The 24,461-nt window shown below is 63.1% G+C and carries 20 protein-coding genes; 13 read left to right on the forward strand and 7 right to left on the reverse strand.

From position 1 onward, the window contains the following. Positions 1 to 23: 23 nt before the first annotated feature. The 7 genes from ACGHP5_RS03720 to ACGHP5_RS03750 form a co-directional block, all read right to left on the reverse strand. On the reverse strand, positions 24 to 1,565 hold the full coding sequence (locus tag ACGHP5_RS03720) for a RagB/SusD family nutrient uptake outer membrane protein (protein WP_390568068.1): 1,542 nt from the start codon (positions 1,563 to 1,565) through the stop codon (positions 24 to 26). 21 nt (positions 1,566 to 1,586) lie between these two features. Further along, on the reverse strand, positions 1,587 to 4,928 hold the full coding sequence (locus ACGHP5_RS03725) for a TonB-dependent receptor (RefSeq protein WP_290533208.1): 3,342 nt from the start codon (positions 4,926 to 4,928) through the stop codon (positions 1,587 to 1,589). Positions 4,929 to 4,972: 44 nt separating this feature from the next. Beyond that, complete coding sequence (locus tag ACGHP5_RS03730; protein ID WP_390568070.1) at positions 4,973 to 5,920, reverse strand: FecR family protein; 948 nt, start codon at positions 5,918 to 5,920, stop codon at positions 4,973 to 4,975. Positions 5,921 to 6,020: 100 nt separating this feature from the next. Beyond that, the gene (locus ACGHP5_RS03735) at positions 6,021 to 6,278 is read right to left on the reverse strand and encodes a sigma factor-like helix-turn-helix DNA-binding protein (protein ID WP_022061380.1); all 258 of its coding nucleotides are present in this window, start codon (positions 6,276 to 6,278) and stop codon (positions 6,021 to 6,023) included. Positions 6,279 to 6,282: 4 nt separating this feature from the next. Then, positions 6,283 to 6,645 (reverse strand): RNA polymerase sigma factor, encoded by a 363-nt coding sequence (locus ACGHP5_RS03740; RefSeq protein WP_138266208.1) that lies wholly within the window; start codon positions 6,643 to 6,645, stop codon positions 6,283 to 6,285. Between the two features lie 167 nt (positions 6,646 to 6,812). Further along, entirely contained in the window at positions 6,813 to 8,471 is a 1,659-nt protein-coding gene (locus ACGHP5_RS03745; protein ID WP_390568072.1) for an AMP-binding protein, read from the reverse strand. Between the two features lie 4 nt (positions 8,472 to 8,475). Then, complete coding sequence (locus ACGHP5_RS03750) at positions 8,476 to 9,030, reverse strand: helix-turn-helix domain-containing protein (protein ID WP_290533212.1); 555 nt, start codon at positions 9,028 to 9,030, stop codon at positions 8,476 to 8,478. 518 nt (positions 9,031 to 9,548) lie between these two features. Here ACGHP5_RS03750 and hisG point away from each other — a divergent pair. The 13 genes from hisG to ACGHP5_RS03815 all read left to right on the forward strand — a co-directional run bounded on the left by hisG (position 9,549) and on the right by ACGHP5_RS03815 (position 24,456). Beyond that, entirely contained in the window at positions 9,549 to 10,400 is an 852-nt protein-coding gene (hisG, locus tag ACGHP5_RS03755; protein WP_337657922.1) for an ATP phosphoribosyltransferase, read from the forward strand. Positions 10,401 to 10,415: 15 nt separating this feature from the next. Further along, positions 10,416 to 11,711, forward strand: coding sequence for a histidinol dehydrogenase (hisD, locus tag ACGHP5_RS03760; RefSeq protein WP_337756228.1), 1,296 nt, complete (start codon positions 10,416 to 10,418; stop codon positions 11,709 to 11,711). Continuing rightward, complete coding sequence (hisC, locus tag ACGHP5_RS03765) at positions 11,708 to 12,742, forward strand: histidinol-phosphate transaminase (protein ID WP_337772327.1); 1,035 nt, start codon at positions 11,708 to 11,710, stop codon at positions 12,740 to 12,742. Before hisD ends, hisC begins: the two co-directional genes overlap by 4 nt. Beyond that, entirely contained in the window at positions 12,739 to 13,866 is a 1,128-nt protein-coding gene (hisB, locus tag ACGHP5_RS03770) for a bifunctional histidinol-phosphatase/imidazoleglycerol-phosphate dehydratase HisB (RefSeq protein WP_390568074.1), read from the forward strand. The genes hisC and hisB overlap by 4 nt, the downstream gene beginning before the upstream one ends. Next, entirely contained in the window at positions 13,863 to 14,459 is a 597-nt protein-coding gene (gene hisH, locus ACGHP5_RS03775) for an imidazole glycerol phosphate synthase subunit HisH (protein ID WP_390568076.1), read from the forward strand. Before hisB ends, hisH begins: the two co-directional genes overlap by 4 nt. Before the next feature lie 4 nt (positions 14,460 to 14,463). Then, complete coding sequence (hisA, locus tag ACGHP5_RS03780; protein ID WP_295904021.1) at positions 14,464 to 15,192, forward strand: 1-(5-phosphoribosyl)-5-[(5-phosphoribosylamino)methylideneamino]imidazole-4-carboxamide isomerase; 729 nt, start codon at positions 14,464 to 14,466, stop codon at positions 15,190 to 15,192. Then, a complete protein-coding gene (hisF, locus tag ACGHP5_RS03785) occupies positions 15,174 to 15,926 on the forward strand; it encodes an imidazole glycerol phosphate synthase subunit HisF (protein ID WP_390568077.1) in 753 nt (250 codons plus the stop codon). Before hisA ends, hisF begins: the two co-directional genes overlap by 19 nt. 7 nt (positions 15,927 to 15,933) lie before the next feature. Continuing rightward, positions 15,934 to 16,554: a bifunctional phosphoribosyl-AMP cyclohydrolase/phosphoribosyl-ATP diphosphatase HisIE gene (gene hisIE / locus ACGHP5_RS03790; protein ID WP_290533220.1), complete on the forward strand. Its 621-nt coding sequence runs from the start codon at positions 15,934 to 15,936 to the stop codon at positions 16,552 to 16,554. 131 nt (positions 16,555 to 16,685) lie between these two features. Then, complete coding sequence (locus ACGHP5_RS03795; RefSeq protein WP_290533221.1) at positions 16,686 to 17,204, forward strand: sigma-70 family RNA polymerase sigma factor; 519 nt, start codon at positions 16,686 to 16,688, stop codon at positions 17,202 to 17,204. A gap of 236 nt (positions 17,205 to 17,440) precedes the next feature. Then, entirely contained in the window at positions 17,441 to 18,622 is a 1,182-nt protein-coding gene (locus ACGHP5_RS03800; RefSeq protein WP_390568079.1) for a FecR family protein, read from the forward strand. A gap of 62 nt (positions 18,623 to 18,684) precedes the next feature. After that, entirely contained in the window at positions 18,685 to 22,074 is a 3,390-nt protein-coding gene (locus tag ACGHP5_RS03805; RefSeq protein ID WP_290533223.1) for a SusC/RagA family TonB-linked outer membrane protein, read from the forward strand. Between the two features lie 17 nt (positions 22,075 to 22,091). Then, positions 22,092 to 23,633: a RagB/SusD family nutrient uptake outer membrane protein gene (locus ACGHP5_RS03810; RefSeq protein WP_295904004.1), complete on the forward strand. Its 1,542-nt coding sequence runs from the start codon at positions 22,092 to 22,094 to the stop codon at positions 23,631 to 23,633. Between the two features lie 25 nt (positions 23,634 to 23,658). Continuing rightward, complete coding sequence (locus tag ACGHP5_RS03815; RefSeq protein WP_337756224.1) at positions 23,659 to 24,456, forward strand: DUF4843 domain-containing protein; 798 nt, start codon at positions 23,659 to 23,661, stop codon at positions 24,454 to 24,456. The last annotated feature ends 5 nt before the right edge of the window (positions 24,457 to 24,461 follow it).

The following is a 24,461-nucleotide window of genomic DNA, read 5'->3' on the forward strand; positions in this document are numbered from 1 at the left end:
ATTGCCAGTTAACGGTTGTCGGATCAATAATTGGGATTCTGTTCGAGCTGCTTGTTCAGCAGGATCTGGTCCGCCGGAACGGGCCACCAGTAGTCGCGGTCGGGATCGAACGCCCGGACGGCGATGTCCGTGCCCGCATAGTCCTGAATCACGGCGTTCATCACCAGCTCGGCGGTCATCCAGCGGCGGATGTCGTTGTAATAGAGTCCCTCGCCGGCGAACTCGATGCGGCGCTCGTGGCGGATGATCTCGCGCATCTCGGCCTGGTTCTTCGAACCGTAGGCATAGATGGGCATGCCGACGCGGCCGCGCACGCGGTTCACGGCGTCGTAAACGGCGTCGGACGGCGTTGCGTCGACCTCGTTCTGCGCCTCGGCGAACATCAGCAGCACATCGGCGTAGCGGATGAACATGTAGTTGGTTTCGCCGTTACCGTCGTCCGAATCACGCTTCTGCGTGTCGTAGATCGAGAGTTTCTTGTGCGCGAAGCCCGTGAACTGGCACACCTCCCCGGCCGGGCAGTTGGCCTTGCCGAGGAACGTGCTTCCGGGATAGAAGTTCGTCGCCGCGAAACGCGGATCGAGGTTGTCGTACTTGCCCATCGTGGCCGCGCCGTCGGTCGTCGTCCGGTAGTCCATCACCAGGTCGAGCAGCGGCGCGTTGTTGCGGTACTGGACGCTGTAGACGTTGAACGAATTGACGGCCGTGTTCTTGGTCTTCGAAAATTCGATGTTGAAGACACACTCGCAGCTGTGCTCGTTGGCCGGCAGGAACAGTTTCCGGTAGTCGCCGAACAGGTCGTAACCCGCCTGGGCCTCCTTTTCGATCAGGGCGCCGGCGGCCTCGGCGGCAGCGCGCCACTTTGCGGCGTCGTTCGAGGGGTTGACCAGCTTGCTGGCCTCGAAAAGCAGCAGACGGGCCTTGAGGGCCATCGCCGCGCCGAGCGTGGCGCGCCCCTGGTCGGCGGCCTTCGTCCACTGCCAGTCGAGCAGTCCGCGGTCGATGATGTCGTTCAGGTCGTCGAGGATGGCCCGCACCACCTCCTCGCGCGAGGCGCGGGGCAGCGAACCGTGCGCATAGACGGGTTCTTCGAGGATCAGCGGCACGCCGTTGTAATAGGTCACCAGCATGTAGTAATAGAGCGCGCGGAGGAACTTGGCCTCACCCTCCATCTGCACCCTGCGGTCGTCGGCCACCACGGCGCGAGGCAGGCGGTTGAGATGGGTGTTGCAGCGCCCGATGCCTTCGTAGCACTTCTTCCAGCGGTTGGCGATGATGCCCGAGCTGTTGGCCGTATGGGTCCCCTGGGCGATGACGTTGTATCCGCCGGCATTGTTGTAATTATAGGCGTTGGGCGTGCAGGTCTCCTCGAGCAGCGGCGCCGAGTCTCCGAACAGTGCGCTGTTGGTCAGTATGTTGTAACAGCCGGTCATGGCGGCCTCGGTTCCCTCCTCGGTTTCCCAGAACGTCTCGACCGTATATTTGTCGGTGGGAATGGTGTCGAGGTTGCAGGAGGCCAGCGCCGCCGCACCGCAAAGCATCAATCCGAATAGTGTCTTTTTCATAATTTTCCGTATTTGAAACAATTAGAAAGTGATGTTGAAACCGAAGTTGATCGTCCTGAGCGAAGGATACTGCATCAGGTTGGTCGACGAGAGGTCGATCTCGGGGTCGAACATCTTCAGCGGGGAGATCGTGAAGAGGTTCTCGCCGTTGACGAAGATCTGGCACTGGCTCATTCCGAGCTTCGAAATCCACCTCTTGGGCAGGGTGTACGAGAGCTGCAGCTGCTTGCAGCGCAGGTACGACGCGTCGTAGAGCCACTGCGTGTTCTTGTAGTCGTGCATTTCGGGCGCGCCCGTTGCGGTGTGGAGGATCGGCAGACGGGAGTTGTGGTTCTCGGGGGTCCACGCGTCGGTCGCCCACTCCTTCAGCACGCCCGCGCCGTTCCAGAACGGGGCCGCGAGGTTGCCCGAAAGGTAGGTCTTCACGTCGGCGACGCCCTGGAACTGCGCCGAAAGCTCGAGTCCCTTCCATCCCAGCGAGAAGTTGAAGGCGTAGGTGATGCTCGGCGTGAGGTTGCCGCTGACGGCGCGGTCGCCGTTGTCGATCTTGTCGTCGTTGTTGAGATTCTTGTAGCGGATGTACCCCGGTTTCACGCCGCTGCCGACGGTCACCGAATTGGCGATCTCCTCGTAGCTGTTGTAGAAGCCGTCGGCCTGGTAGAGATACCACGCATCGATGGGTTCGCCCTCGCGGATGATGTTGAAGGTCTTGATGTACTCCTGCCCGTCGAGGTCGACGACGATGTTCTTGTTGTAGCAGAAGTTGCCGCCGAGGCTGTAATGGAAATTCTTGACTGTGCTCCGCCACTGGAGGTTCAGTTCGACGCCGTCGTTGGCCACCACGCCGATGTTCTGCTTCGGGCCGTTCAGGTTGCCGATCTGCGCCGGGATCTTCACGTCGCGCAGGATGCCTTCGGTACGTTTTTTATAGAGGTCGACGCTGAACAGCAGGCGGTGGTCGAAGGCCTCGAAATCCAGTCCGAGGTTGTAGGTGCGGGTGGTCTCCCACGAGATGTTCTCGTCGACGAAGTCCTTGATCGCCGCGCCGCCCGAGAGCACGTCCCCGAAGCTGTAATTGTAGTCTTTGCTCGCCAGCACGGCCATCAGGTACTCGTAGTTGCCGATGGCCTGGTTGCCCATCTCGCCGACCGAGCCGCGGAGCTTGAGCACGTCGATAGCCCGGGCGTTCTGCATGAAGTTCTCCTTGTCGATGCGCCAGCCGACCGACACGGCAGGGAAAAAGGCCCAGCGGTTGCCCTTGGCGAATTTCGACGAACCGTCGTAACGCGCCGTCACGTCGATCAGGTATTTCTCCTTGTAATCGTAGGTGACGCGCCCGAAGTAGGAGAAGAGCAGTTCGAGCGACGATCCGCCCGAGATCTCATCCATCGTGGCGCCGACCGACAGGGCCGTGAGCTGGTTGTTGAAGTAGTCGCGTTTCTTGGCCTGGAAGTTCTTGCCGTCGTAACGCTTGTACTCCGTGCCCGCCATCACGTTCAGGTTGTGGTTGCCGCCGAAGCTCTTGCCCCACGAAAGGGTGTTGTAGAAGGTGTAGTTGATCGAGTTGTTATCCCAGTCCTTGGCCGAGACATAGGCGCTGAAGTCCTTCCGCTCGAGGGTTTTGGGATTGTAGGTGTACATCGCGTGCTTGAAGTCCTTCGAATAGTGGTCGATCTTCACATAGCCCAGATTGGCGTTGTACTTGATGCCCCACGGCAGGTCGTAGCCGATGTTGATGCGGCCCAGGATGCGGTGGTACTGGCGGCGGGTGTTACCCTCGTGCAGCTCCATGAGCGGATTCTCGGGATTGTTGCGCCCGGGGGTCGAGAGCCACGTCGAGAGCCACTTGCCGTCGGGCAGCTGCGTGCCGAAGATCGGCAGGGCGCGGTTGATGACGTTGACCGTCGTCGAGACGCCGTAGATCGGGTCGGTGTTGTAGCGCAGGTTGCCCAGCAGGCTGACGCCCACCTTCAGGCGCTTGGTCACCTGCGCGTTGATCTTCATGTCCCACGAGAAGCGTTCCGCATCGTCGTTGGCGACCATGATGCCGCGCTGGTTCATGTAACCGCCGCCCAGCGAGTAGGAGATCTTGTCCGTGCCGCCCGAAACGCGGGCGTTGTACTGCTGGAGGAACCCGTTCTGGTAGCAGAGGTCGTACCAGTCGGAGGCGGGATAGATGTAGCGGTCGTGCTTCATGCCCTCCTCGTATTCGAGGATGTCGTCGCGGTTGTAGGTCACCGTCAGCTTGCCTTCGTTCAGTTCGGCCTGGTTGCGCATGTTCATATACTGAATCGGGTCGGTCACCACGTCGGGGACGTAGGTCGCCGACTGAATGCCGAAGTTGGCGCTCAGCTTCACCACCGGTGCGCCCTTCTTGGCCTGCTTCGTGGTGATGAGAATGACGCCGTTGGCGGCCTTGGAGCCGTAGATCGAGGCCGAAGCGTCCTTCAGCACCGAGATCGTCTCGATGTCGCCGGGGTTGAGTTCGTTGAGCGAATACTCCATGCCGTCGACCAGCACCATGGGACTGGAACTGCTCATCGTGCCGACGCCGCGGATACGGATCGTCGCGCCGTCGCTGCCGGGCTTCGCCGAAGCCTGGTTGATGTAGACGCCGGGCATCGAATAGAGCGCCTGCGAGGCGTGTGTCATCGGCTGGTTCTCGATCTCCGACATCTGGCGCACGGCGACCGAGCCGGTCAGGTTGACCTTCTTCTGTACGCCGTATCCGATCACCACCACGTCGTCGAGGAGCTGGTTATTCTCCTTCAGCACCACGGTCAGATGGGTCCGGTTGCCCACTTCGACCTGCGCCGCGTCGTAACCGATGAACGACACGCTGAGCCGCGCGCCCGCAGTCACGTTCAGGGCGAATTCGCCCTTCGAGTTGGTCACCATGCCGTTCGTCGTGCCCTCGACCAGCACGTTCGCGCCCACGATCGGGTCGCCGGCCTCGGTCTCGACGCGGCCCTTGAGCTGGTATTCCCTGCCCGGACCGGCCGGATCGGACTTGTAAAGCACGATGTGGCGGCCTTCGAGTTTGGCCAGGATCCCCTGGTCGGCGAGCACGCCGTCGAGCAGTTTCAGGACGTTCTGATCGCGCGCCTCGACCGAAACGCGCTTGCGGAGGTCGATTTCGCTCTCCCGGTACCAGAACGAATAGCCGCTCTGCGTCTTGACCGCTTCGATCACCTCGCGTACGGTGGCGTTCTTCAGCGTCAACGAAATCACGGGATTCTGCGCGTAAAGAGCCTGCGCCGCCACCGTGAACCAACACAGCGTCAGCAATCCGCTCAGCCGGCACAGCGTCCGCTGGCCGAAAAGGTCCCGGAAGGACCTCCTGCTGGTAGAATTTTTACTCATAAGGATTGAAATTTAGGTTGTAGTGAAAAAGTTGGATTGAATCTCTATCGGTTTCTGTAAAGTTCGAAATGGTTCTTGCGGCTGCGGCAAAGGATGCGGCTGTCGGCCGAGATGATCCGCATGATTTCGTGGATGTTCTCGCCTTCGACGAACTCGCCCGTGAAACAGATCCTGCGCAGCCGCTCGTCGGGGATCGCTATGCTGACGTTGAACTGCCTTTCGAGGCTCCGGGCGATCGACGCCAGGGGTTCGGCCCGGAAGTAGAGCCTGTCCTCCTGCCACGAGAGCACCTGCTCGACGTTCACCCTGCGCAGCGACAGCAGTCCGGAGGTCCTCTCGAAGAATCCCTGCTCGCCGGGACGCAGCCGCACGCTCCGCGACTCGGGACCGCCGTCCACCAGCAGGCTGCCCGTCGCCAGCGTGATCTGGTAATTCTCGTCCTCGGAATAGGCGTGCACGTTGAAAGTCGTTCCGAGCACCGTCGAGACGACCTGTCCCATGACGACGACGAAGGGCCTGCGGGCGTCGTGCTCGACCTCGAAATAGGCCTCGCCGTCGACCTCCACGCGGCGTTCGTCGCCGAACAGCGCGGGATAGACGATGCGCGTGCCGCCGTTGAGCCGCACCCGCGAACCGTCGGGCAGCACCACGTCGGACTTCACGCCCAGAGGCGTCGAGACGCTCACCGGCTGCGCCGCGGCGACCAGACGGCTTTCGGTCCGGCGTCCGCCCATGAACCAGCTGCCGCAGACGACGCCCGCCATCACGGCCGCAGCCGCGGCGTAGCGGACGATCCGCATCCGGATTCCCCGGCGGCGGATGCGCGAGCGCACGTCGGCCCACACCGCCTCCCGCATTCCGTCGGCCATGGCGTCGACTCCGGGTCCCACCCGGATGCCGTCCAGCAGCTCCACCAGCCTGCGGCGGTCGCGCTCCGAACCTTCGATCAGTTCCGCCATCTCCGGCTCCCTCTTCGTATGCTGATATTGCATGATTTCTCCTTTTTGGTCGTATACACATATAGAGTGCGAAAGCCGCGGTTCCGTTTAAGGGAACCGCGGCTTTTTTTCGTTTTTTTCATTCCGGCAGGCGTCAGAAACGCGCCGTGAAGAGGAACAGCAGCAGGGAAACCAGCTTCAGGTCGGGATAATGCGTGCGTATGCCGGCCACGATCCTGTCGACGGCGATCTTGATCTGGACCCGCACCGTGCTCTCGGAGAGCGACAGCGCCTCGGCGATCTCGCGCGACGACAGCCCCTCCTGCCGGTTGAGCAGGAACACCGTGCGGCAGCGTTCGGGCAAATCGTTTATGAGACGGCGCACCAGCTCCTCGACTTCGGCCTCTATCAACCGGCTATCGGGAGCGTCTTCGCTGTGGGGGGGGGGAATTTCGGTCGATCAGCGAGATGGGAATCTCCTCGAACGAGAGGCAGCGGCGGCGCGTACGGGACTCCTTCAGATACCGGTTCGCCTCGTTGCGCGCGACGACGTAGAGGTAGGCGTCGATGTTTTCGATCCTCCGCAGCGCGACGCGGGACTTCCAGACGGCGACGAAGACGTTGCTCACGACCTCGCCGCAGGCCTCCCTGTTGCGCAGAAAATAGTAGGCGAACCGGAAAACGCTCCGGTAATAGAGATCATAGAAAACCCGGAAAGCGTAATCGTCGTTCTCGCTTACGGAAACAAGCAAATCCTCAAGTTCTTTTTTCTTCTCCACGTCCGGGCATGTTCAGGCTTTCACAAGACAAAATTAGGAAACTTTTTCAGAACCGCAATATACAGTTCCGTTAAAATCCCGCGACGCGGCCCCGGAGCGGCAGCCGCAAAGAGAGAGAGGGACCGCGCCCTCCGCACGGTCCCTCTCTCCGCCGGCCTGCGGCCGGATTATTTCCCTTCGTCGCCGCTGCGGATCTCCTTGCGGCGGATCTTGCCGCTGATGGTCTTGGGCAGCGACTCCACGAACTCGATCACGCGCGGGTATTTATAAGGAGCCGTGATGCGCTTCACATGGTCCTGCAACTCCCTGACCAACGCCTCCCCGGCCTGCCCGCGGTAGGCCTCGGCGAGCACGATCGTCGCCTTGACGACCTGGCCGCGAATCTCGTCGGGAACGCCCGTAATGGCGCACTCCACCACCGCCGGGTGGGTCATCAGGGCGCTCTCCACCTCGAACGGACCGATGCGGTAGCCCGAACTCTTGATCACATCGTCGGCACGCCCCACGAACCAGTAGTAGCCGTCCTCGTCGCGCCACGCCACGTCGCCCGTATAATACACCCCGTCGTGCCACGCCTCGCGGGTCAGGGCGTCGTTCAGGTAGTAGCCCTTGAACAGCCCGAGGGGCTTGCCTCCGTCGGTGCGGATCACGATCTGCCCCTGCTCGCCGTCCTCGGCCGAACGTCCGTCGGGCGTCAGCAAGTCGATCCGGTACTGGGGATTGGGCACGCCCATGCTCCCGGGCTTGGACTTCATCCAGGGGAACGTCGCGAGCGTCAGCGTCGTCTCGGTCTGCCCGAAGCCCTCCATCAGGCGGATGCCCGTCAGGCGGAGGAAGGTGTCGTACACCGCGCCGTTCAGCGCCTCGCCCGCCGTGGTGCAGTACTCCAGCGACGAGAGGTCGTATTTGGTCATGTCCTCGCGGATCAGAAAGCGGTAGACCGTCGGAGGCGCGCACAGCGACGTGATGCGGTACTGCTCGATCTTGCGCAGCATGTCCGCGGGCGTGAACTTCTCGTGGTCGTAGACGAACAGACAGGCCCCGGCCAGCCACTGCCCGTAGAGTTTGCCCCATGCGGCCTTGGCCCATCCCGTGTCGGCGATCGTCAGGTGCAGGCTGCCCTCGTGCAGGTTGTGCCACAGCAGTCCCGTGGTGATATGCCCCAGCGGATAGGTGAAATCGTGGGCCACCATCTTCGGCTCCCCGGTCGTTCCCGAGGTGAAGTACATCATCATGATGTCGTCGTTGGCGTTCACCCGCTCCGGGCGCACGAAAGGAGCCGCCTTCTCGATGCCGGCGTGGAAATCAAGAAACCCTTCGGGGACCTCGGGGCCCACGCTGATCAGCAGTTCGGTCGTGGGGCTTTCGGGCATGGCCGCCGCGATGTGGTCGGTGATCACCCGTTCGCCCGCCGCGACGATGGCCTTGATCCCGGCCATGTTGCAGCGGTAGACGACGTCCTTTTTGGTCAGCAGGTGAGTCGCGGGGATCGCCACCGCACCCAGCTTGTGCAGCGCCAGAATCGAGAACCAGAACTCGTAGCGGCGCTTGAGTATCAGCATCACCACATCGCCCTTTCCGATGCCGAGGCTCTGGAAATACGAGGCCGTGCGGTCGCTTTCGCGCTTGATGTCGGCAAAGGTGAACTGGATTTCGGCGCCCTGGTCGTTGGTCCACAGCAGCGCCTTCTTGCCGGGCTGCTCGGCGGCGTATGCGTCCACCACGTCGTAACCGAAATTGAAATTCTCCGGAACCCGGATGTGCAGGTTTTCCCGGTAATCCTCCTGCGACGAGAAGGAGGTCTGGGTCAGGAATCGTTCTACCATACGCTTACATGATTATCGCCAGGAACCGCACCGTTTTGCCGTCGAGGGCCTTCATCCCGTGCGGCTGGCCCGAATCGAAATAGAGGCTGTCGCCCGTGTCGAGGACGATCTCCTTGCCGTTCAGCCCGATCAGCAGGCGGCCTTCCAGCACGTAGTTCATCTCCTGCCCGGGATGGCAGTTCAGGTGCATCGGGACGTCGTCCGCCGCCGGCTCGACCGTCACGATGAAGGGGTCGATCTTCCGGTCGCGGAATCCCGCCGCCAGCGCCTCGTACTTATAGGCCTTCTGCCGTTCGACCGACACGCCCTTCCCGGCGCGGGTGATGAAATAGGCGTTCATCTTCGGCTCCTCGCCGAACATCAGCACGTCGAGGCTGATCCCGTAATGGCGGGATATGGTCTGCAGCACGTTCACCGAAAAATCGGCCTTGCCGCTCTCCATCTCCCTGTACTGCTCGACCGGGAGGTTGCAGCTCGCGGCCACCTCCTCCTGGGTCAGTTCGAGCGCTTCGCGCAGCCCGCGCAAACGGGTCGCAATCGACTGAATAGGGTCACACATTGTCTTTTCGTTTTAAATAATAAGGTCCGCGCCGCGGGTCCCGGACGAACAGGTAACAATCCGGAAGGCCGCCCGGACGGCTCCTGCGCATCGCACGGGCCGTTTTCACTGGATGCAGGCCGTAAATATACTAAAAACTCTTAAAAACCGCAACTTCACACTCCGTTTCCGCTCCGCATCACCGGCCGCACCTATAATCTAATAGCGAAGCGTCTCGCCGGGCGAGAGGGGCAGCCACCCCTCCCCGGCCGCGTTTTTCGCCGGATGCAAAAAAATCCGGTCCAGATTTTGTTTTTTCCCGCAGAAACCCTATATTTGTCCCCGACAACCGAACGAATGACGATTTTCAACCATATCCATCATCACCATCACCACTTTACCGAGGGGTAGGTCGATTATGTATATGTAAACAATTTTTTATAGCATACATGAAGCTCACCCCCTGCGGGTGGGCTTTTTCGTGTGCCGAACCGCAGGTGGGTGTCCGAAAGAAGAAAACAATCAAACACACACCGAATATGTTGCGAATAGCCATCCAGGCCAAGGGCCGACTGAATGAACAGAGCATCGACCTGCTTTCCGAAGCAGGCATCCGCGTTGCCGAGAGCAAACGCAAACTCATCTCCCGTGCGGAAGGGTTTCCGCTGGAAGTCCTCTACCTGCGCGACGACGACATCCCGCAGGCCGTCTCGATGGGCGTCGCCGACCTGGGGATCGTGGGGCTGAACGAGGTCGCCGAGAAGGGCTTTCCCGTCGAGCAGATCATGGACCTCGGGTTCGGAGGCTGCCGTCTCTCGCTGGCGGTGCCCAAAACGACCGCCTACGAGGGCCTCGCGTTCTTCCGCGGCAAGCGCGTCGCCACCTCCTACCCCAACATCCTCGCCCGCTATTTCGCCGAGAAGGAGATCGAAGCCGAGATCCACACCATCGAAGGCTCCGTGGAGATCGCCCCGGCGGTAGGCATGGCCGACGGCATCTTCGACATCGTCTCCTCGGGCGGCACGCTCATCTCCAACGGGCTGGTCGAGGTCGAAAAGGTTCTCTTTTCCGAAGCGGTGCTCATCGCCAGCCCGGGACTCGACAGCGACAAACGCCGCGAAACGGAGCAGCTGACCTTCCGTTTCAACTCGATTCTCGACAGCCGCGGCATGAAATACGTGCTGATGAACCTCCCGAAGGAACGGCTCGGCGACGCCATCCGGATACTCCCCGGCATGCGCAGCCCGACGGTGCTTCCGCTGGCGCAGGAGGGGTGGTGTTCGATCCACGCCGTCATCTCTCAGGACCAGCTCTGGGAACGCATCGAACGGCTCAAGGAGATCGGTGCCGAAGGCATCCTGATCCTGGCACTCGAAAACATGATCCGCTAAAATTCCGGAACCGTCATGGAAATTCTGAAAATCCACAACAATCCCGAACGCGCCGAGTGGGCTGCCCTCACCGAGCGCTTCACCCGGCAGGAGGAGGAGATCACGCGACAGGTGGCCGAAATCCTCGCCGACGTAAAATCCGGCGGCGACCGCTCGCTGCGCGAGATCACCCGCCGCGTCGAGGGACGCGATCCCGGGACGTTCGAGGTCCCGGCCGACGTGCGCGCCGAAGCCTCCGCACTCATCCCCGCCGCGCTGAAAGAGGCCCTCGCCACCGCGAAAACGAACATCGAGACCTTCCACCGCGCCCAGCTGGCGCCCGAGGTCGACACCGAGACGATGCCGGGCATCCGGTGCGTGCAGCGCGCCGTGCCGATCCGCCGCGTGGGCCTTTACATCCCGGGCGGCAAGGCCCCGCTCTTCTCCACGGTGCTGATGCTGGCCGTCCCGGCCCGCGTCGCCGGCTGCGGGGAGGTCATCCTCTGCACCCCCGCGCGGCCCGACGGCACGATAGCCCCCGAAATCCTCTATGCCGCCGACCTGTGCGGCGTCGACCGCGTCTTCTCCCTCGGCGGGGCGCAGGCTGTGGCCGCCATGGCCTACGGCACGGAGAGCATCCCGCGCGTCGACAAGATTTTCGGCCCCGGCAACCGCTACGTCACCAAGGCCAAACAACTGGTCGGCGCCAACGACGTGGCCGTCGACCTGCCCGCCGGCCCCTCGGAAGTGCTGGTGCTGGCCGACGACGAAGCGTCGCCCGCCTTCGCCGCCGCCGACCTGCTGTCGCAGGCCGAACACGGGGGCGACAGCCAGGCGGTGCTGGTCTGCCCGTCGGTGGAGTTCGCCCGCGACACCCAGCGGGCCGTCGGCGAGCAGCTGCTCCAGCTGCGCCGCGGCGAGACCATCCGCGAGGCGCTGCGCCAGAGCCGCATCGTGGTCCTCGACAGCCGCCAGAAGATGATCGACTTCGCCAACGCCTACGCCCCCGAGCACCTGATCGTCTCGATGCGCGACGCATGGGACGTCGCGGCGCAGATCACCGCCGCCGGGAGCGTCTTCATCGGAGCGTGGTCGCCCGAAAGCGCCGGGGACTACGCCTCGGGAACCAACCACACGCTGCCCACGGGCGGCTGGGCGCGGGCTTACAGCGGCGTGAACACCGACTCGTTCCTGCGCAAAATCACCTACCAGGAACTCTCGCGCAAGGGGCTTGCAGCCCTCTCCCCGACGATCATCGCCATGGCCGAGGCCGAGGGCCTCGGAGCGCACGCCGCCGCCGTGCGCGTCCGCATGAAAGGAGGTGCGCTGTGAGACCGCTCGAAGAACTGGTGCGCCCCAACATCCGGGCGCTGAAACCCTACTCCACGGCCCGCGACGAGTTTTCCGGCGGGGAGATCACGACGTGGCTCGACGCCAACGAAAATCCCTACGACAACGGCGTCAACCGCTACCCCGACCCGCACCAGAAGGTGCTCAAACAGAAGATCGCCGCGCTGAAAGGCGTACGCGGGGAGCAAATCTTCATCGGCAACGGCAGCGACGAGGCCATCGACCTCTGCTACCGCATCTTCTGCCGCCCGGGCGTGGACAACGCCGTTTCGATCGCCCCGACCTACGGCATGTACCGCGTCGCCGCCGACGTCAACGACGTCGAGATGCGCGAGGTTCCGCTCGGCGCGGACTTCTCGCTTCCGGTCGACGCCCTGCTGAACGCCGCCGACGAACACACCAAACTGCTGTGGCTCTGCTCCCCGAACAACCCCACGGGCAACGCCTTCCCGGCGGCCGGCATCGAGCGGCTCGTCCGCCGGTTCGACGGCATGGTCGTCCTCGACGAAGCCTACATCGACTTCGCCGCCGGGCCGGGATTCCTCGCACGCCTCGGCGAATTCGGGAACCTCATCGTCCTGCAAACCCTCTCGAAGGCGTGGGGCATGGCAGGGCTTCGCCTCGGGCTGGCATTCGCGTCGGAAGCCGTCGCCGGACTTTTCGCACGCGTGAAATATCCCTACAACATCAACAGCCTGGCGCAGGAAGCGGTCGCCGAACGGCTCGCACAGGACGTCTCACCACAGGTGGCCCGACTGTGCGCCGAGCGCGAAAGGCTCCTCCCGGCCCTCGCCGCCTGCCCCGCGATCGAGCGGGTCTACCCCTCCGACGCCAATTTCATCCTGGTCCGCACGCCCCGGCCCGACCGCATGTACGACGCGCTGATCGCCGCCGGGGTCATCGTCCGCAACCGCTCGCGCATCCCGGGGTGCGAAGGATGCCTGCGCATCACCGTCGGAACCCCCGCGGAGAATGCCCGGATGCTCGAAACCGTCAAAAATTTCCGTTTATGAAAAAAGCCCTCTTCATCGACCGCGACGGCACGATCATCGCCGAACCCGCCGACGAACAGATCGACAGCCTCGAAAAACTCGCGTTCGTCCCCGGAGCCATCTCCGCCCTGAAGGCCCTGACGGGCCTCGGGTTCGACCTCGTGCTGGCCACCAACCAGGACGGCCTCGGCACGGACTCCTTCCCCGAGGAGACCTTTTGGCCTGCGCATAACAAAATGCTCTCGACGCTGCGCGGCGAAGGCGTCGCGTTCGGCGACCAGCTGATCGACCGCACGTTCGAAGCCGACAACGCTCCCACGCGCAAGCCCCGAACGGGCATGTTCGGAAGCTACCTCAACGGGGAGTACGATCTGGCTGCGAGTTATGTCATCGGCGACCGCGCGACCGACGTCCTGCTGGCCCGCAACCTCGGAGCGCGGGGCATCCTGCTCGCTCCCGCCGCCGAAGGGCTGCGGATGCTGGAGGAAACCGGCGCCGCCGACGCCTGTGCGCTGGTCACCGACTCATGGGCCGAGATCGCCGAGTTCATCCGCCGCGGCGAACGCCGGGCCGAAATCCGGCGCGAGACCCGCGAGACGCAGATCACCGTCCGCCTCGACCTCGACGGCCGCGGGGACTTCAACGGCAAAATCTCCACAGGCCTGCGTTTCCTCGACCACATGCTCGCGCAGATCGCCCACCACGGCGGCGTCGCGCTGGCCGTCGACGCGCGGGGCGATCTGGACATCGACGAACACCACACGATGGAGGACGTGGCCATCACCCTGGGCGAGGCCGTCGACCGCACGCTGGGCGCGAAGGCCGGCATCGCCCGCTACGGCTTCGCCCTGCCGATGGACGACTGCCGGGCGCTGGTGCTGCTCGACTTCGGGGGCCGCATCGACTTCGAGTGGGAGGCCGAATTCCGCCGCGAGCGGGTCGGCGACGTGCCCACCGAAATGTTCCGCCACTTCTTCCACTCGTTCGCGTGCGCCGCACGGTGCAACCTCCAAATCTCGGCCCGCGGCGAGAACGACCACCACAAGGCCGAAGCCATCTTCAAGGCCTTCGCCCGCGCCCTGCGCATGGCCGTGGCGCACACCCCTTTCGATTACACCATCCCCAGCAGCAAAGGAGTCCTATGATAGCCGTCGTCGATTACGCCACGGGCAACCTGCGGTCGGTTGCCGACGCCCTGCACCGCGCAGGGGCCGAATTCACGCTCACGGCCGATCCCGCCCTGCTGCGCGGGGCCGACAAAGTGATCCTCCCGGGAGTCGGCGAGGCCTCGTCGGCCATGTCGCAGCTCCGCCGGCGGGGACTCGACACGGTGATCCCCTCGCTCACGCAGCCCGTCTTGGGCATCTGCATCGGCATGCAGCTGATGTGCCTTTCGAGCGAGGAGGGCGACGCCCGCTGCATGGGCATCTTCCCGGCGCGGGTCCTGCGGCTTCCGGCCGCGGCGGCCGACGGCACGCGCCTGAAGGTCCCCCACGTGGGCTGGGACACCGTCTCCGGCCTCCGCACCCCGCTGTTCGACGGAATGGCCGAGGACACCTATGTATATTACGTCCACTCCTTCGCCGCCGAGCCTTGCGCCTCAACCGCCGCCACGACCGGCTACGGCCGCCCGTTCAGCGCAGCGCTCGCCCGCGATAACTTCTTCGGCACGCAGTTCCACCCCGAAAAGAGCGGTGCGGCGGGCGCGCGGATTTTACGGAATTTTCTAAACCTCTGACACCATGATCGAAATCATACCCGCAACGGACATTATAGACGGTGCGTGCGTGCGCCTCACGCAGGGCGACTACGCCAGCCGGAAGACCTACTACCGCGACCCGCTCGAAGCGGCGCTCCGCTTCGAGGAGGCGGGCATCCGCCGCCTGCACATGGTCGATCTCGACGGCGCGAAGGCCTCGGAACCGCGCAACCTGGCCGTGCTGGAACGCATCGCCGCACGGACCTCGCTCGAAGTGCAGTACGGCGGGGGCATCAAGAGCCGCCAGGCGCTTTTCGACGTCTTCGCCGCCGGAGCCCGCCGGGCCATCTGCGGCAGCCTCGCAGTCCGCCAGCCCGATCTTTTCGCCGCATGGCTCACGGAGTTCGGTCCCGAGCGGCTGATCCTCGGCGCCGACATCCGCGACGGCGCGGTGGCCATCCAGGGCTGGCTGGAAAGCTCGGCCCTCACAGCGCCGCAGCTGATCGAACGTTTTCTCCCGCAGGGACTTGCGCAGGTTATCTGCACCGATATTTCACGTGACGGCATGCTGTGCGGCCCTTCGGCGGTCTTCTACGCCGATCTGCAAAGTCGTTTCCCGGCGGTGGAAATCACCGTCAGCGGCGGCATCGCGTCGATGGCCGACATCGAAGAGCTCGACCGGCAGGGCCTGCGGAGCGTCATCGTCGGCAAGGCCCTCTACGAAGGCCGCATCACCCTCAAAGACCTCGCGCGATGCTTGCCAAACGCATAATCCCCTGCCTCGACATCCGCGACGGACAGACCGTCAAGGGCATCAACTTCGTGGGGCTGCGCCAGGTCGGCGACCCCGTGGAACTGGGAGCGAAATACGCCGCCGAGGGGGCCGACGAACTGGTCTACCTCGACATCAGCGCCTCGGAGGAGGGCCGCCGCACCTTCACGGAACTGGTCGGACGCATCGCCGCGCGCATCGACATTCCGTTCACCGTCGGGGGCGGCATTTCGTCGGTCGACGACGCCGGACGGCTGCTCGACGCCGGGGCCGACAAGATCACCCTCAACAGCGCCGCCGTGGCCAACCCCGCACTGATCGACGCCATCGCCGCCAAATACGGCTCGCAGTTCGTCGTGGCGGCGATCGACGCCCGCACGGTCGAAGGCCGCTGGGTCGTGACGACCCACGGCGGCAAACGCCCCGCCGGGCGCGAGCTCTTCGCCTGGGCCTCCGAGGCCGCCGACCGCGGCGCGGGCGAAATCCTCTTCACCTCGATGGACCACGACGGCACGAAGAACGGCTACCCGTGCGACACCTTCGCGCGGCTGGCCGAACTGCCCGTCCCGATCATCGCCTCGGGCGGCGCGGGCACGGCGGACCACATCGCCGACGTGCTGACCCTCGGGCGCGCCGATGCGGCACTGGCGGCCAGCATCTTCCACTACAACGAGATCCCGATCCCCGTGCTAAAACGGGAGTTGAAGAAACGCAACATAAACATCAGATTATAATACAACTATGAAAATCGAAGCAAAACCGTTTCCGGCGCTCGACGCCGAGAAACTCCCCGGCGGGCTCATCCCCGCCGTCATCCAGGACGACCGCACCCTCCAGGTCCTCATGCTGGGCTACATGAACCGCGAAGCCTATGAAAAGAGCCTCGCCGAAGGCCGCGTCACCTTTTACAGCCGTTCGCGCCAGTGCCTGTGGACCAAGGGCGAGACCAGCGGCAACTGGCTCGACATCGTGTCGGTGGCCGCCGACTGCGATGACGACACGCTGCTCATCCGCGTCATCCCCCACGGCCCGACCTGCCACACAGGCTCGAAAACCTGCTTCGGGGAGGCCGTACCCGAGACCGAAGGCTTCATCCGCTACCTTCAGAGCGTCATCCGGGGCCGTCATGCCGAGATGCCCGAAGGCTCCTACACCTCCAAACTCTTCAACCGCGGCGTGAACAAGATCGCGCAGAAGGTCGGCGAAGAGGCCGTGGAGACCGTCATCGAGGCCGTGGCCCAAAACCGCGAGGCGATGATCTACGAAGCCTCGGACCTCGTCTACCACCTGCTCGTGCTGCTCGAAGCCACCGGATGCTCGATCGCCGACCTCGAAAAAGAGTTGGCGCGCAGACACTCCTGACCCCTCCCGGGAGCGTTTCGGCGCCCGGAAAAGCCGCTTCGGACGAAAGAATGTAACGAATTGTTTGCATTTTTCGCCCGAAGCGCTTATTTTTGCAGTTGAACACCGTCTGCGTCAGCGTCAAAGACCGCATGAAAACCGTAATCACATCCGAATACGAAGCCCTGTTCCGCCAGCATTTCCGGCTGGCGACGCTCTACGCGGAACGCATCGTCGGTTCGGCCCACGAAGCCGAGGACATCGTGCAGGAGGTCTTCATCGCGCTGCTCGACGCCGATTTCAGCCAGATCCGCCAGAAGGAGAGCTATCTCTACCGCTGCGTGCGCAACGCAGCGCTCGACCGCCTGCACGCCCGGATGAAGAACCGCTTCTACGACATCAACTCGAAGGAGACGGTGCGCCTGGCCGCCGAGGAGAGCGCACTCGGCGACGAACAGGTTCTGGTCGAGCAGATTGCGGTCATCTACCGCCGGATCGAGGCGCTGCCCGAGCAGGGGCGCCGCATCTTCAAGATGATCTGCATCGAGCACAAAAGCTACGTCGAGACGGCCCGCCTGCTCTCGCTCTCGCTCCACACCGTGAAGACCCACATGTCGCGTTCGTTCAAAGCCCTGCGCAAGATGTCGATGTTCTTCCTCACGCTTTTTTAGGTCCCGGACGGCCGGAATCCGCACCCCGAATCCGATTTTAATCCGAACCGATTTCGCCCCGCCGCACCGAAAGGACGAAATCCGGAATCCGCTTTTGCATTACAATTCGTAACCGACCCGTAAATTTTTCACAAAAAAACGCCGACATTGTATGTCCGGCGTTCGTTTTTTCGGTCTATTCCATAGGAAACGCTGTTTCCGGCCACACCAACCAACCTGAAAACACGGAAAACGACATGAGTTTCGAAAACCAGATCAAAGAAATACTCAAAGCCCGCCTCGAAGGGACCGCCACCGAGGAGGAACTGGCGATCCTCCGGGAGTGGCTCGACCGCTCGCCGCAGAACCGGGAACTGCTGGAACTGCTGGAGGAGTCGGCAGAGTGCCTCCCGCTGCTGGGCCGGATATACGGCTACGACCAGCAGCGCGTATGGGGCAACATCCGCAAGGCGGCCCGCCGGCACCGGATACGCACGCTGGCCGTCACGGTCCGGAAATATGCGGCGGCAGCAGCCGTGGCGGCGCTGCTGGCCGGCGGCGGCTGGCGGGCACTCGACCGCCGGGCCGAACGGCTCGCGCGGCAGGCTTACATCGAGCAGGTGACGCCCGGGGTGCGGGGCGCCGTGCTGACCCTTTCGTCGGGCGAGAGCGTCGCGCTCGAAGCGGACGGGCCGCGGATGCTCGTCGAGCAGGACGGCACGCGCATCGAGATCGCCGGGGAGGAGCTGGCCTACCACAGGGAGGAGGCCGAGGAGGAGATTCCGATGACGAACACCGTCACCGTGCCGCGCGGCAAGGAGTTCTCGCTCCGCCTCTCGGACGGCACGCAGGTATGGCTCAACTCCGAGTCGAGCCTCGTCTTCCCGGTCCGCTTCGGCGACGGGCCGCGCGAGGTGACCGTGACGGGCGAAGCCTACTTCGACGTAGCGCACGACGCCTCGCGGCGGTTCGTGGTCCACGCCGACACGGTCTCCGTAAGCGTCTACGGCACGGCGTTCAACATCTCGTCCTACGCCGACGAGGGCACGATCGAGACCACGCTCGTGAGGGGCAGCGTCGAGGTGCGGAGCGGACACCGCCGCGCGATGCTCCAGCCGGGCCAGCAGGCCCGCGTGGGGCGCGAAGGGGCTATTTTCGACGTGCGGCAGGTCGCCGCCGAAGATTACGCCGCCTGGACCCGGGGACTGTTCACCTTCAACGACGAACCGATCGCCTCGATCTGCCGCAAACTCTCGCGCTGGTACGGCGTCGAAATCGTCCCGCGGGGCGTCGACGCCGACAAGGTGCGCTACACGGGCGTCGTGAAACGCTACGAGACCTTTGCCGAAATGGCCCGCCTGCTGGCGCGCACCGACCAGATACGCGCCGATGTCGAGGAGGGAAAAATCGTGCTCTGCATCGACCGTGACGACGATTGATGCCGGTTAGTTGGAAAACCGCCCGACGGGGCGGCATTCGTGTCACTTAAAACATAGCTATTATGAGGAAACTTTACCTATCAGTATCACACCGGAGGCCATGGTTCGCCGTGTGCGTGTGGCTGCTGGCGATTTCCGCCTGGGGCGTGCCCCGGCAGGCGACGGCGAGCGAAGCCCACCAGCAACGCAGGGAACGCATCTCCGTATCGTTCCGCAACGCGTCGCTGGCCGAAGTCCTCCAACGGATCAAACAGCAGACGGGATATTACATCCTTTATAATAGCGACGCCGTGCGGGGGATCGGAGGCATCTCCTTCAGCAAGGCCGACGCCCCGGTGCGCGAAGTGCTCGACGAAGCGCTGCGCGGCACGCGGCTCGAATGCTCGATCGACGACGACACCATCGTGATCCGCCCCCGAAGCCAGGGGGAGGGCCATAAGGCCGCCCCGCAGAAAGCTCCGGACAAGATCGTCAGCGGACGCGTGACGGATACGGCCGGTGCGCCGCTCGTGGGCGTGAACATCCTGGTCCAGGGGACCGGCTCGGGAGTCGTGTCGGGTTCCGACGGCGGATTCTCGATCCGCATGCCCGAGGGCCGCGACAACCTGATCTTCTCTTACATCGGCTACGTCTCGCAAACGCTTCCCTCGGCACAGACCAGACTGGTCAGACTGGTGCAGGACGAGCAGGAGATCGAGAACGTCGTGGTGACCGGTATCTTCACCCGCAAGAAGGAGAGCTACACGGGTTCGGCCACGACCATCACGTCGAGCCAGCTGGCCCGCGTGAGCAACCGCAACGTCTTCGAGAGCCTGAAAAACATCGAACCGTCGCTCTACATCATGGACAACACACTGATGGGTTCCGACCCCAACACGCTGCCGGACATGCAGCTGCGCGGCATCACCACCTTTCCCTCGGAATCCACGGGCGTGAATATCAAGGGCAACTACCAGAACCGGCCCAACCAGCCGCTGTTCATCCTCGACGGGTTCGAAACCACGGCCGAGAAGGTGATGGACATGGACATGACCCGCATCGAAAGCATCACCATACTCAAGGACGCCGCGGCCAAGGCCCTCTACGGCTCGAAGGCCGCCAACGGCGTCATCGTCATCGAGACCAAACGCCTGGCCGGCAATCAGGAGCTGGTGACCTACACCGGAAGCATCGAGGTGTCGATGCCCGACCTGACAAGCTACAACCTCTGCAACGCCTGGGAGAAACTCGAAGCCGAACGCATCGAGGGTGTCTACACCTCGGCGAACCCCCAGACGCAGGTGGACCTCACCAAACGCTACAACGCACTCAAAGCGCAGGTGCTCGGCGGGCTGGACACCTACTGGCTCGCAAAACCCCTGCGCACGGGAGTCGGCCACAAACACACCCTCTCGGTCGAACTGGGCGACAGCCGCAAGCTGCGGGCGATGATCGACTTCTCGTACAACAACGTGGCGGGCGTGATGAAGGGTTCGGAGCGCACGGTGCTCTCGGGCGACGTGAACGTTTCGTACCGCAAGAAGAACTTCCTGTTCCGCAACATCTTGAGCGTCAGCAACACCAAGAGCGAAAACTCGCCGTGGGGCGATTTCGGGGACTACGCCAGGATGAATCCCTACTGGAGCGCCGTCGATCCCCAGACGGGCCAGATCACCCGCTGGGCCTACGACGAGGTGGCCAACCCGATGTACGACGCCACGCTCGGAACCCTCGACCGCGAGACCTACACCAGCGTGACGGACAACTTCTACGCCGAATGGCAGGCCACCGAGGCGCTGAAACTCACCGCCCGCCTCGGCATCGCCGTAAAGCGCAGCGACGCCGACGAATTCTATCCGGCCAAACACTCGAAATTCGCCACCTCGGCCTACAAAAGCACGAGCATGCTGCTGCGCAAAGGCTCCTACCAGCTCGACAACGGCAAGAGCAGCGACATTTCGGGCGAAGTCTACGCCAACTACGCCAAAAACTGGGGCAAGCACTACCTCTACGTCAACGCCGGGGGCCGGATCGCCGAAAACACGTACAGCGCCTACCAGCACTACGCCGAGGGATTCCCCAACAGCCAGACGGCCGACATCACCTTCGCCCGGCAGTACGCCCAGGACAAAAAGCCCGTCGGAATCTCGTCGATCACGCGCGAAATCAGCTTCCTGGGAACCGCGTCGTACAGCTACGACGACCGTTACAACGTCGACCTCACGTTCCGCGAAAGCGCCTCGTCGCTCTACGGCGCGGACAACCGCTGGTCGTCGGCATGGAGCGCCGGCGTGGCGTGGAACCTCCACAACGAACCCTTCCTGCGCGGCCAGGACCTTCTCAAGGAGTTCAAGATCCGCGCCTCGGCCGGACTGACGGGCAACCAGAACTACGACACCAACGAAGTGCTGGCCACCTATCTCTACTATACCGGGGCCACCTACCACGGACAGACGGGCGCCTACCTCTCGAAGATGCCCAACCCCGCCCTCAAGTGGGAACAGCGCATGGACTACAACGTGGGCGCCGACATCATGATCCACCGCGCCACGATCGCCTTCGACTACTACAACTCGGTGACCGAGAACATGCTCACCGACGTGGCGATCCCCACCTCCACGGGTTTCGACACCGTGAAGGACAACCTGGGCAAGGTCCGCAACCGCGGCATCGAGGCCAAGCTGAGCTACACGCTCTGGCAGGGCAAGCAGGGTTTTTTCAGCCTCTTCGGCTCGATCGCCTACAACAAGAACACCATCATCAGCCTCTCCGAAAGCCTCAAGACCTATAACGAAAAGATGATGGCCCAGGCGCAGGACAAGGGCAACTCGACGCCCGTGCTGATCTACCAGGACGGAATGCCGATGAACGCCATCTGGGCCGTGCCGTCGCTGGGCATCGACCCCACCACGGGCCAGGAAATCTACGTCAGGAAGGACGGCTCGCTGACCTACGAATACGACGCGCAGGATCAGGTCGTGGCCGGCATCAGCGACCCCAAGTACCGCGGCAACTTCGGCTTCGCGGCCGAGTACAAGGGCTTCGGGTTAAGCGCCACCTGCACCTTCCTCGGCGGCGGACAGAGGTACAACACCACGCTGGTCAACAAGGTCGAGAACGTCGACATCCACTACAACGTCGACCGCCGCGTGCTCTACGGCCGCTGGCAGACTCCGGGTCAGAACGCCATGTTCAAGAAACTGGGCTCCTACACCGACGAAAACGGCAAGCAGCACGACGAAAAGACCCGAGCCACGACGCGCTTCGTGCAGGACAACGACGAACTGACATTCTCGTCGCTGAGCCTCTACTACGAGTTCAACCCGCGGCTGATCAGCAAAATCCGCCTCAAGCGGCTCAAACTGGCCTTTTACATGAACAACATCGCCACGCTCTCGTCGATCCGCATCGAACGCGGCACGACCTATCCCTTCGCACGAAGCATGTCGTTCCAGCTGACCGGAACCTTCTAACGCAAACCACCGAAGCCATGAAAAACAGCATCAAATACCTCCTTCTGTCCGCCGCAGCCCTCGCAGCCGTTTCGTGCGAGAACTGGCTCGACGTGACACCCCCGTCGGAAATCCGCGCCGAGGACCACTATTCCTCGGCCGAAGGTTTCCAGCAGACGCTCATCGGCTGCTACCTCGCCATGGGCGAAGCCGACCTCTACGGCGAGAACCTGACGTGGCACATGGTCGAAATGCTGGGACGCCAGTACGACGCCCGCAAGAACGCCGCCGCAGACGACTACGACCTCGACCGGTACAACTACAAAACCACGAAATCCACGGCCGTGATCGAAAAGGTCTGGGAGAAATCCTACTCGGTGATCACCAACGCCAACGACGCCCTCGACTACATCGACCGCAGGAAGGACGAACTCGACACAATCAACTACCGCATCATCAAGGGCGAGCTGCTCGCCGTGAGGGCCTACGTCCATTTCGACCTGATGCGCCTGTTCGGGTGCAGCGACCTGGCCGGACGCACCGACCTGGAGAGCCGTCACACGATCCCCTACCTGACGAGCGTCGACAAGGACGCGGCGCCGCAGCTGACCTACGCCGAGACGCTCCGCCGCATGATCGCCGACCTCACGGAGGCCGCGCGCCTGCTGGAGATCGACCCCGTCCGGGCCAGGTATCCCGAGAGCATCTATACCGAAGCCAACGTCGACAAATTCTACGATTACCGCCAGATGCACCTGAACTACTTCGCCGTCAAGGCCCTGCTGGCGCGCGTCTGCATGTGGGAAGGCAGCGACGAGAACAGGCACACCGCACTGCAGGCCGCCCTCGAAGTGATCGGCGACCCGGCATCGGTCGGAATCGCCGGCGGGCTGACGCTGCGCACGTTCACCGACGCGGCCAAGGCCCCCACGACCGAGATGTGTTTCCCGAGCGAGCATATCTTCGCGCTCGGCGTCACGGACATGGCCAGGAAAATCGCAGGCAACCTCAACCGCGAATACAATTCGAACGACCGCCAGTACTACACGCTGTGCATCAAGAACTCGATTGCCGACGATCTTTTCGAAATCAAGGGCGCCGGCATCTCCGACTGCCGCTACAAACAGCTCTACCACAACACCGACTACTGGCCTGAGGGGACCAAGACCCCTTCGAAGCTATATCAGCAGACCTCGACGGGCGCCGACTACCTTTACAAGGACCTGATGCCGCTGATCCGCTTGCCGGAGATGTACTACATCGCCGCCGAGTGCCGCATCTCCGGTCCGGACAAGGACCTCGGCGAAGCCCGCAGCCTGTTGCAGGAGGTGCGCAAGGCCCGCGCGGTCTACGACGAACTGGATGCGAACCTCGACGAGGCGGGCCTGATGGCCCAGCTCGAAAAGGAGTACCGCAAGGAGTTCATCTGCGAAGGCGTGGTCTTCTATTTCTACAAACGGCTGGGCTACGAGAAGCTGCCCCGCCAGAGCGACGTGATGAGCGGCAGCAAGGTCATCGACGACGCCGTCTACATGCTGCCCTACCCCGATTTCGAAATACAGTCGGGACGCGTACAGTAAGTCGAACGATTAATTGTTGAGAAGAATGAAAAAACTGATCTGCATACTGCTGGCCGCGGCGACGACGGCCGGCTGCGAAAAGGACGACCCGACACGCTACGACATGTCGCAGGGAAGGGTCTGCTTCCCGGGAGCCGCACCCAACGAAACGGCCGAATATCCCGGATACTCGAATTCCGACAGCACGTTCTACGCCTCGATGACCTTCAAGCAGCAGCCCGAAGGGGCCGCCGAGGCAGTGATCGAGGTCCCGGTGAAACTCATCGGCGGGGCCTCCGGCTCCGACCGGCAAATCGGCGTCCTCGTCCTCGAAGAGGGAACCACGGCACAGCCCGGGCAATACGAAATCCTCGGCGCGGAGGTTCCGGCCGGGAAGACCTACGGCGCCATCCGCATCGAGGTCGCCAAATCGGCCGACCTGGACACACAGCAGCGCGAACTGACACTCTGCCTGACCGATTCGCCCGACCTCCGGGTGGGACCGGACCGCTACCTGAAAGCCAACGTCTCGTGGCACAACATGCTGCCGCGGCCCACGACGAACAAGCAGTGGTCCACCTACAACGCCTTCATCGAATCGGAGATCGCATCGGGCAACTCGTCGCCGGACGCCTACAGCCAGGCGGGCCACCAACTGCTGCTGGACATCTTCGGCTGGGAGGTGTTCCCCGACTGGGGACCCGATTACAGCTACTACATCGACGCCTGGCGCGCCAGGGCGCAGGCCTGGTACGACGAATGGAAGGCCGCCAACCCCGGCCGAAAGCGCATCCACGAATCAGGCTCCATGAAGGGCCGGGAGGTAACGATCCGCACCAAGTAAACAAC

The sequence above is a fragment of the Alistipes sp. i18-0019-D1 genome, assembly GCF_042852885.1.
GTDB lineage: Bacteria > Bacteroidota > Bacteroidia > Bacteroidales > Rikenellaceae > Alistipes.

Excerpts from the sequence above, each read along its gene's own strand:
- hisB (WP_390568074.1), top strand. The coding sequence starts at position 12,739 with ATGAAAAAAGCCCTCTTCATCGACCGCGACGGCACGATCATCGCCGAA.
- hisH (WP_390568076.1), top strand. The coding sequence starts at position 13,863 with ATGATAGCCGTCGTCGATTACGCCACGGGCAACCTGCGGTCGGTTGCC.
- ACGHP5_RS03730 (WP_390568070.1), bottom strand. The coding sequence starts at position 5,920 with ATGCAATATCAGCATACGAAGAGGGAGCCGGAGATGGCGGAACTGATC.
- ACGHP5_RS03750 (WP_290533212.1), bottom strand. The coding sequence starts at position 9,030 with ATGTGTGACCCTATTCAGTCGATTGCGACCCGTTTGCGCGGGCTGCGC.
- hisG (WP_337657922.1), top strand. The coding sequence starts at position 9,549 with ATGTTGCGAATAGCCATCCAGGCCAAGGGCCGACTGAATGAACAGAGC.
- ACGHP5_RS03815 (WP_337756224.1), top strand. The coding sequence starts at position 23,659 with ATGAAAAAACTGATCTGCATACTGCTGGCCGCGGCGACGACGGCCGGC.
- hisF (WP_390568077.1), top strand. The coding sequence starts at position 15,174 with ATGCTTGCCAAACGCATAATCCCCTGCCTCGACATCCGCGACGGACAG.
- ACGHP5_RS03810 (WP_295904004.1), top strand. The coding sequence starts at position 22,092 with ATGAAAAACAGCATCAAATACCTCCTTCTGTCCGCCGCAGCCCTCGCA.
- ACGHP5_RS03800 (WP_390568079.1), top strand. The coding sequence starts at position 17,441 with ATGAGTTTCGAAAACCAGATCAAAGAAATACTCAAAGCCCGCCTCGAA.
- hisD (WP_337756228.1), top strand. The coding sequence starts at position 10,416 with ATGGAAATTCTGAAAATCCACAACAATCCCGAACGCGCCGAGTGGGCT.
- ACGHP5_RS03725 (WP_290533208.1), bottom strand. The coding sequence starts at position 4,928 with ATGAGTAAAAATTCTACCAGCAGGAGGTCCTTCCGGGACCTTTTCGGC.
- ACGHP5_RS03720 (WP_390568068.1), bottom strand. The coding sequence starts at position 1,565 with ATGAAAAAGACACTATTCGGATTGATGCTTTGCGGTGCGGCGGCGCTG.
- ACGHP5_RS03805 (WP_290533223.1), top strand. The coding sequence starts at position 18,685 with ATGAGGAAACTTTACCTATCAGTATCACACCGGAGGCCATGGTTCGCC.
- ACGHP5_RS03795 (WP_290533221.1), top strand. The coding sequence starts at position 16,686 with ATGAAAACCGTAATCACATCCGAATACGAAGCCCTGTTCCGCCAGCAT.
- ACGHP5_RS03745 (WP_390568072.1), bottom strand. The coding sequence starts at position 8,471 with ATGGTAGAACGATTCCTGACCCAGACCTCCTTCTCGTCGCAGGAGGAT.
- hisIE (WP_290533220.1), top strand. The coding sequence starts at position 15,934 with ATGAAAATCGAAGCAAAACCGTTTCCGGCGCTCGACGCCGAGAAACTC.
- hisA (WP_295904021.1), top strand. The coding sequence starts at position 14,464 with ATGATCGAAATCATACCCGCAACGGACATTATAGACGGTGCGTGCGTG.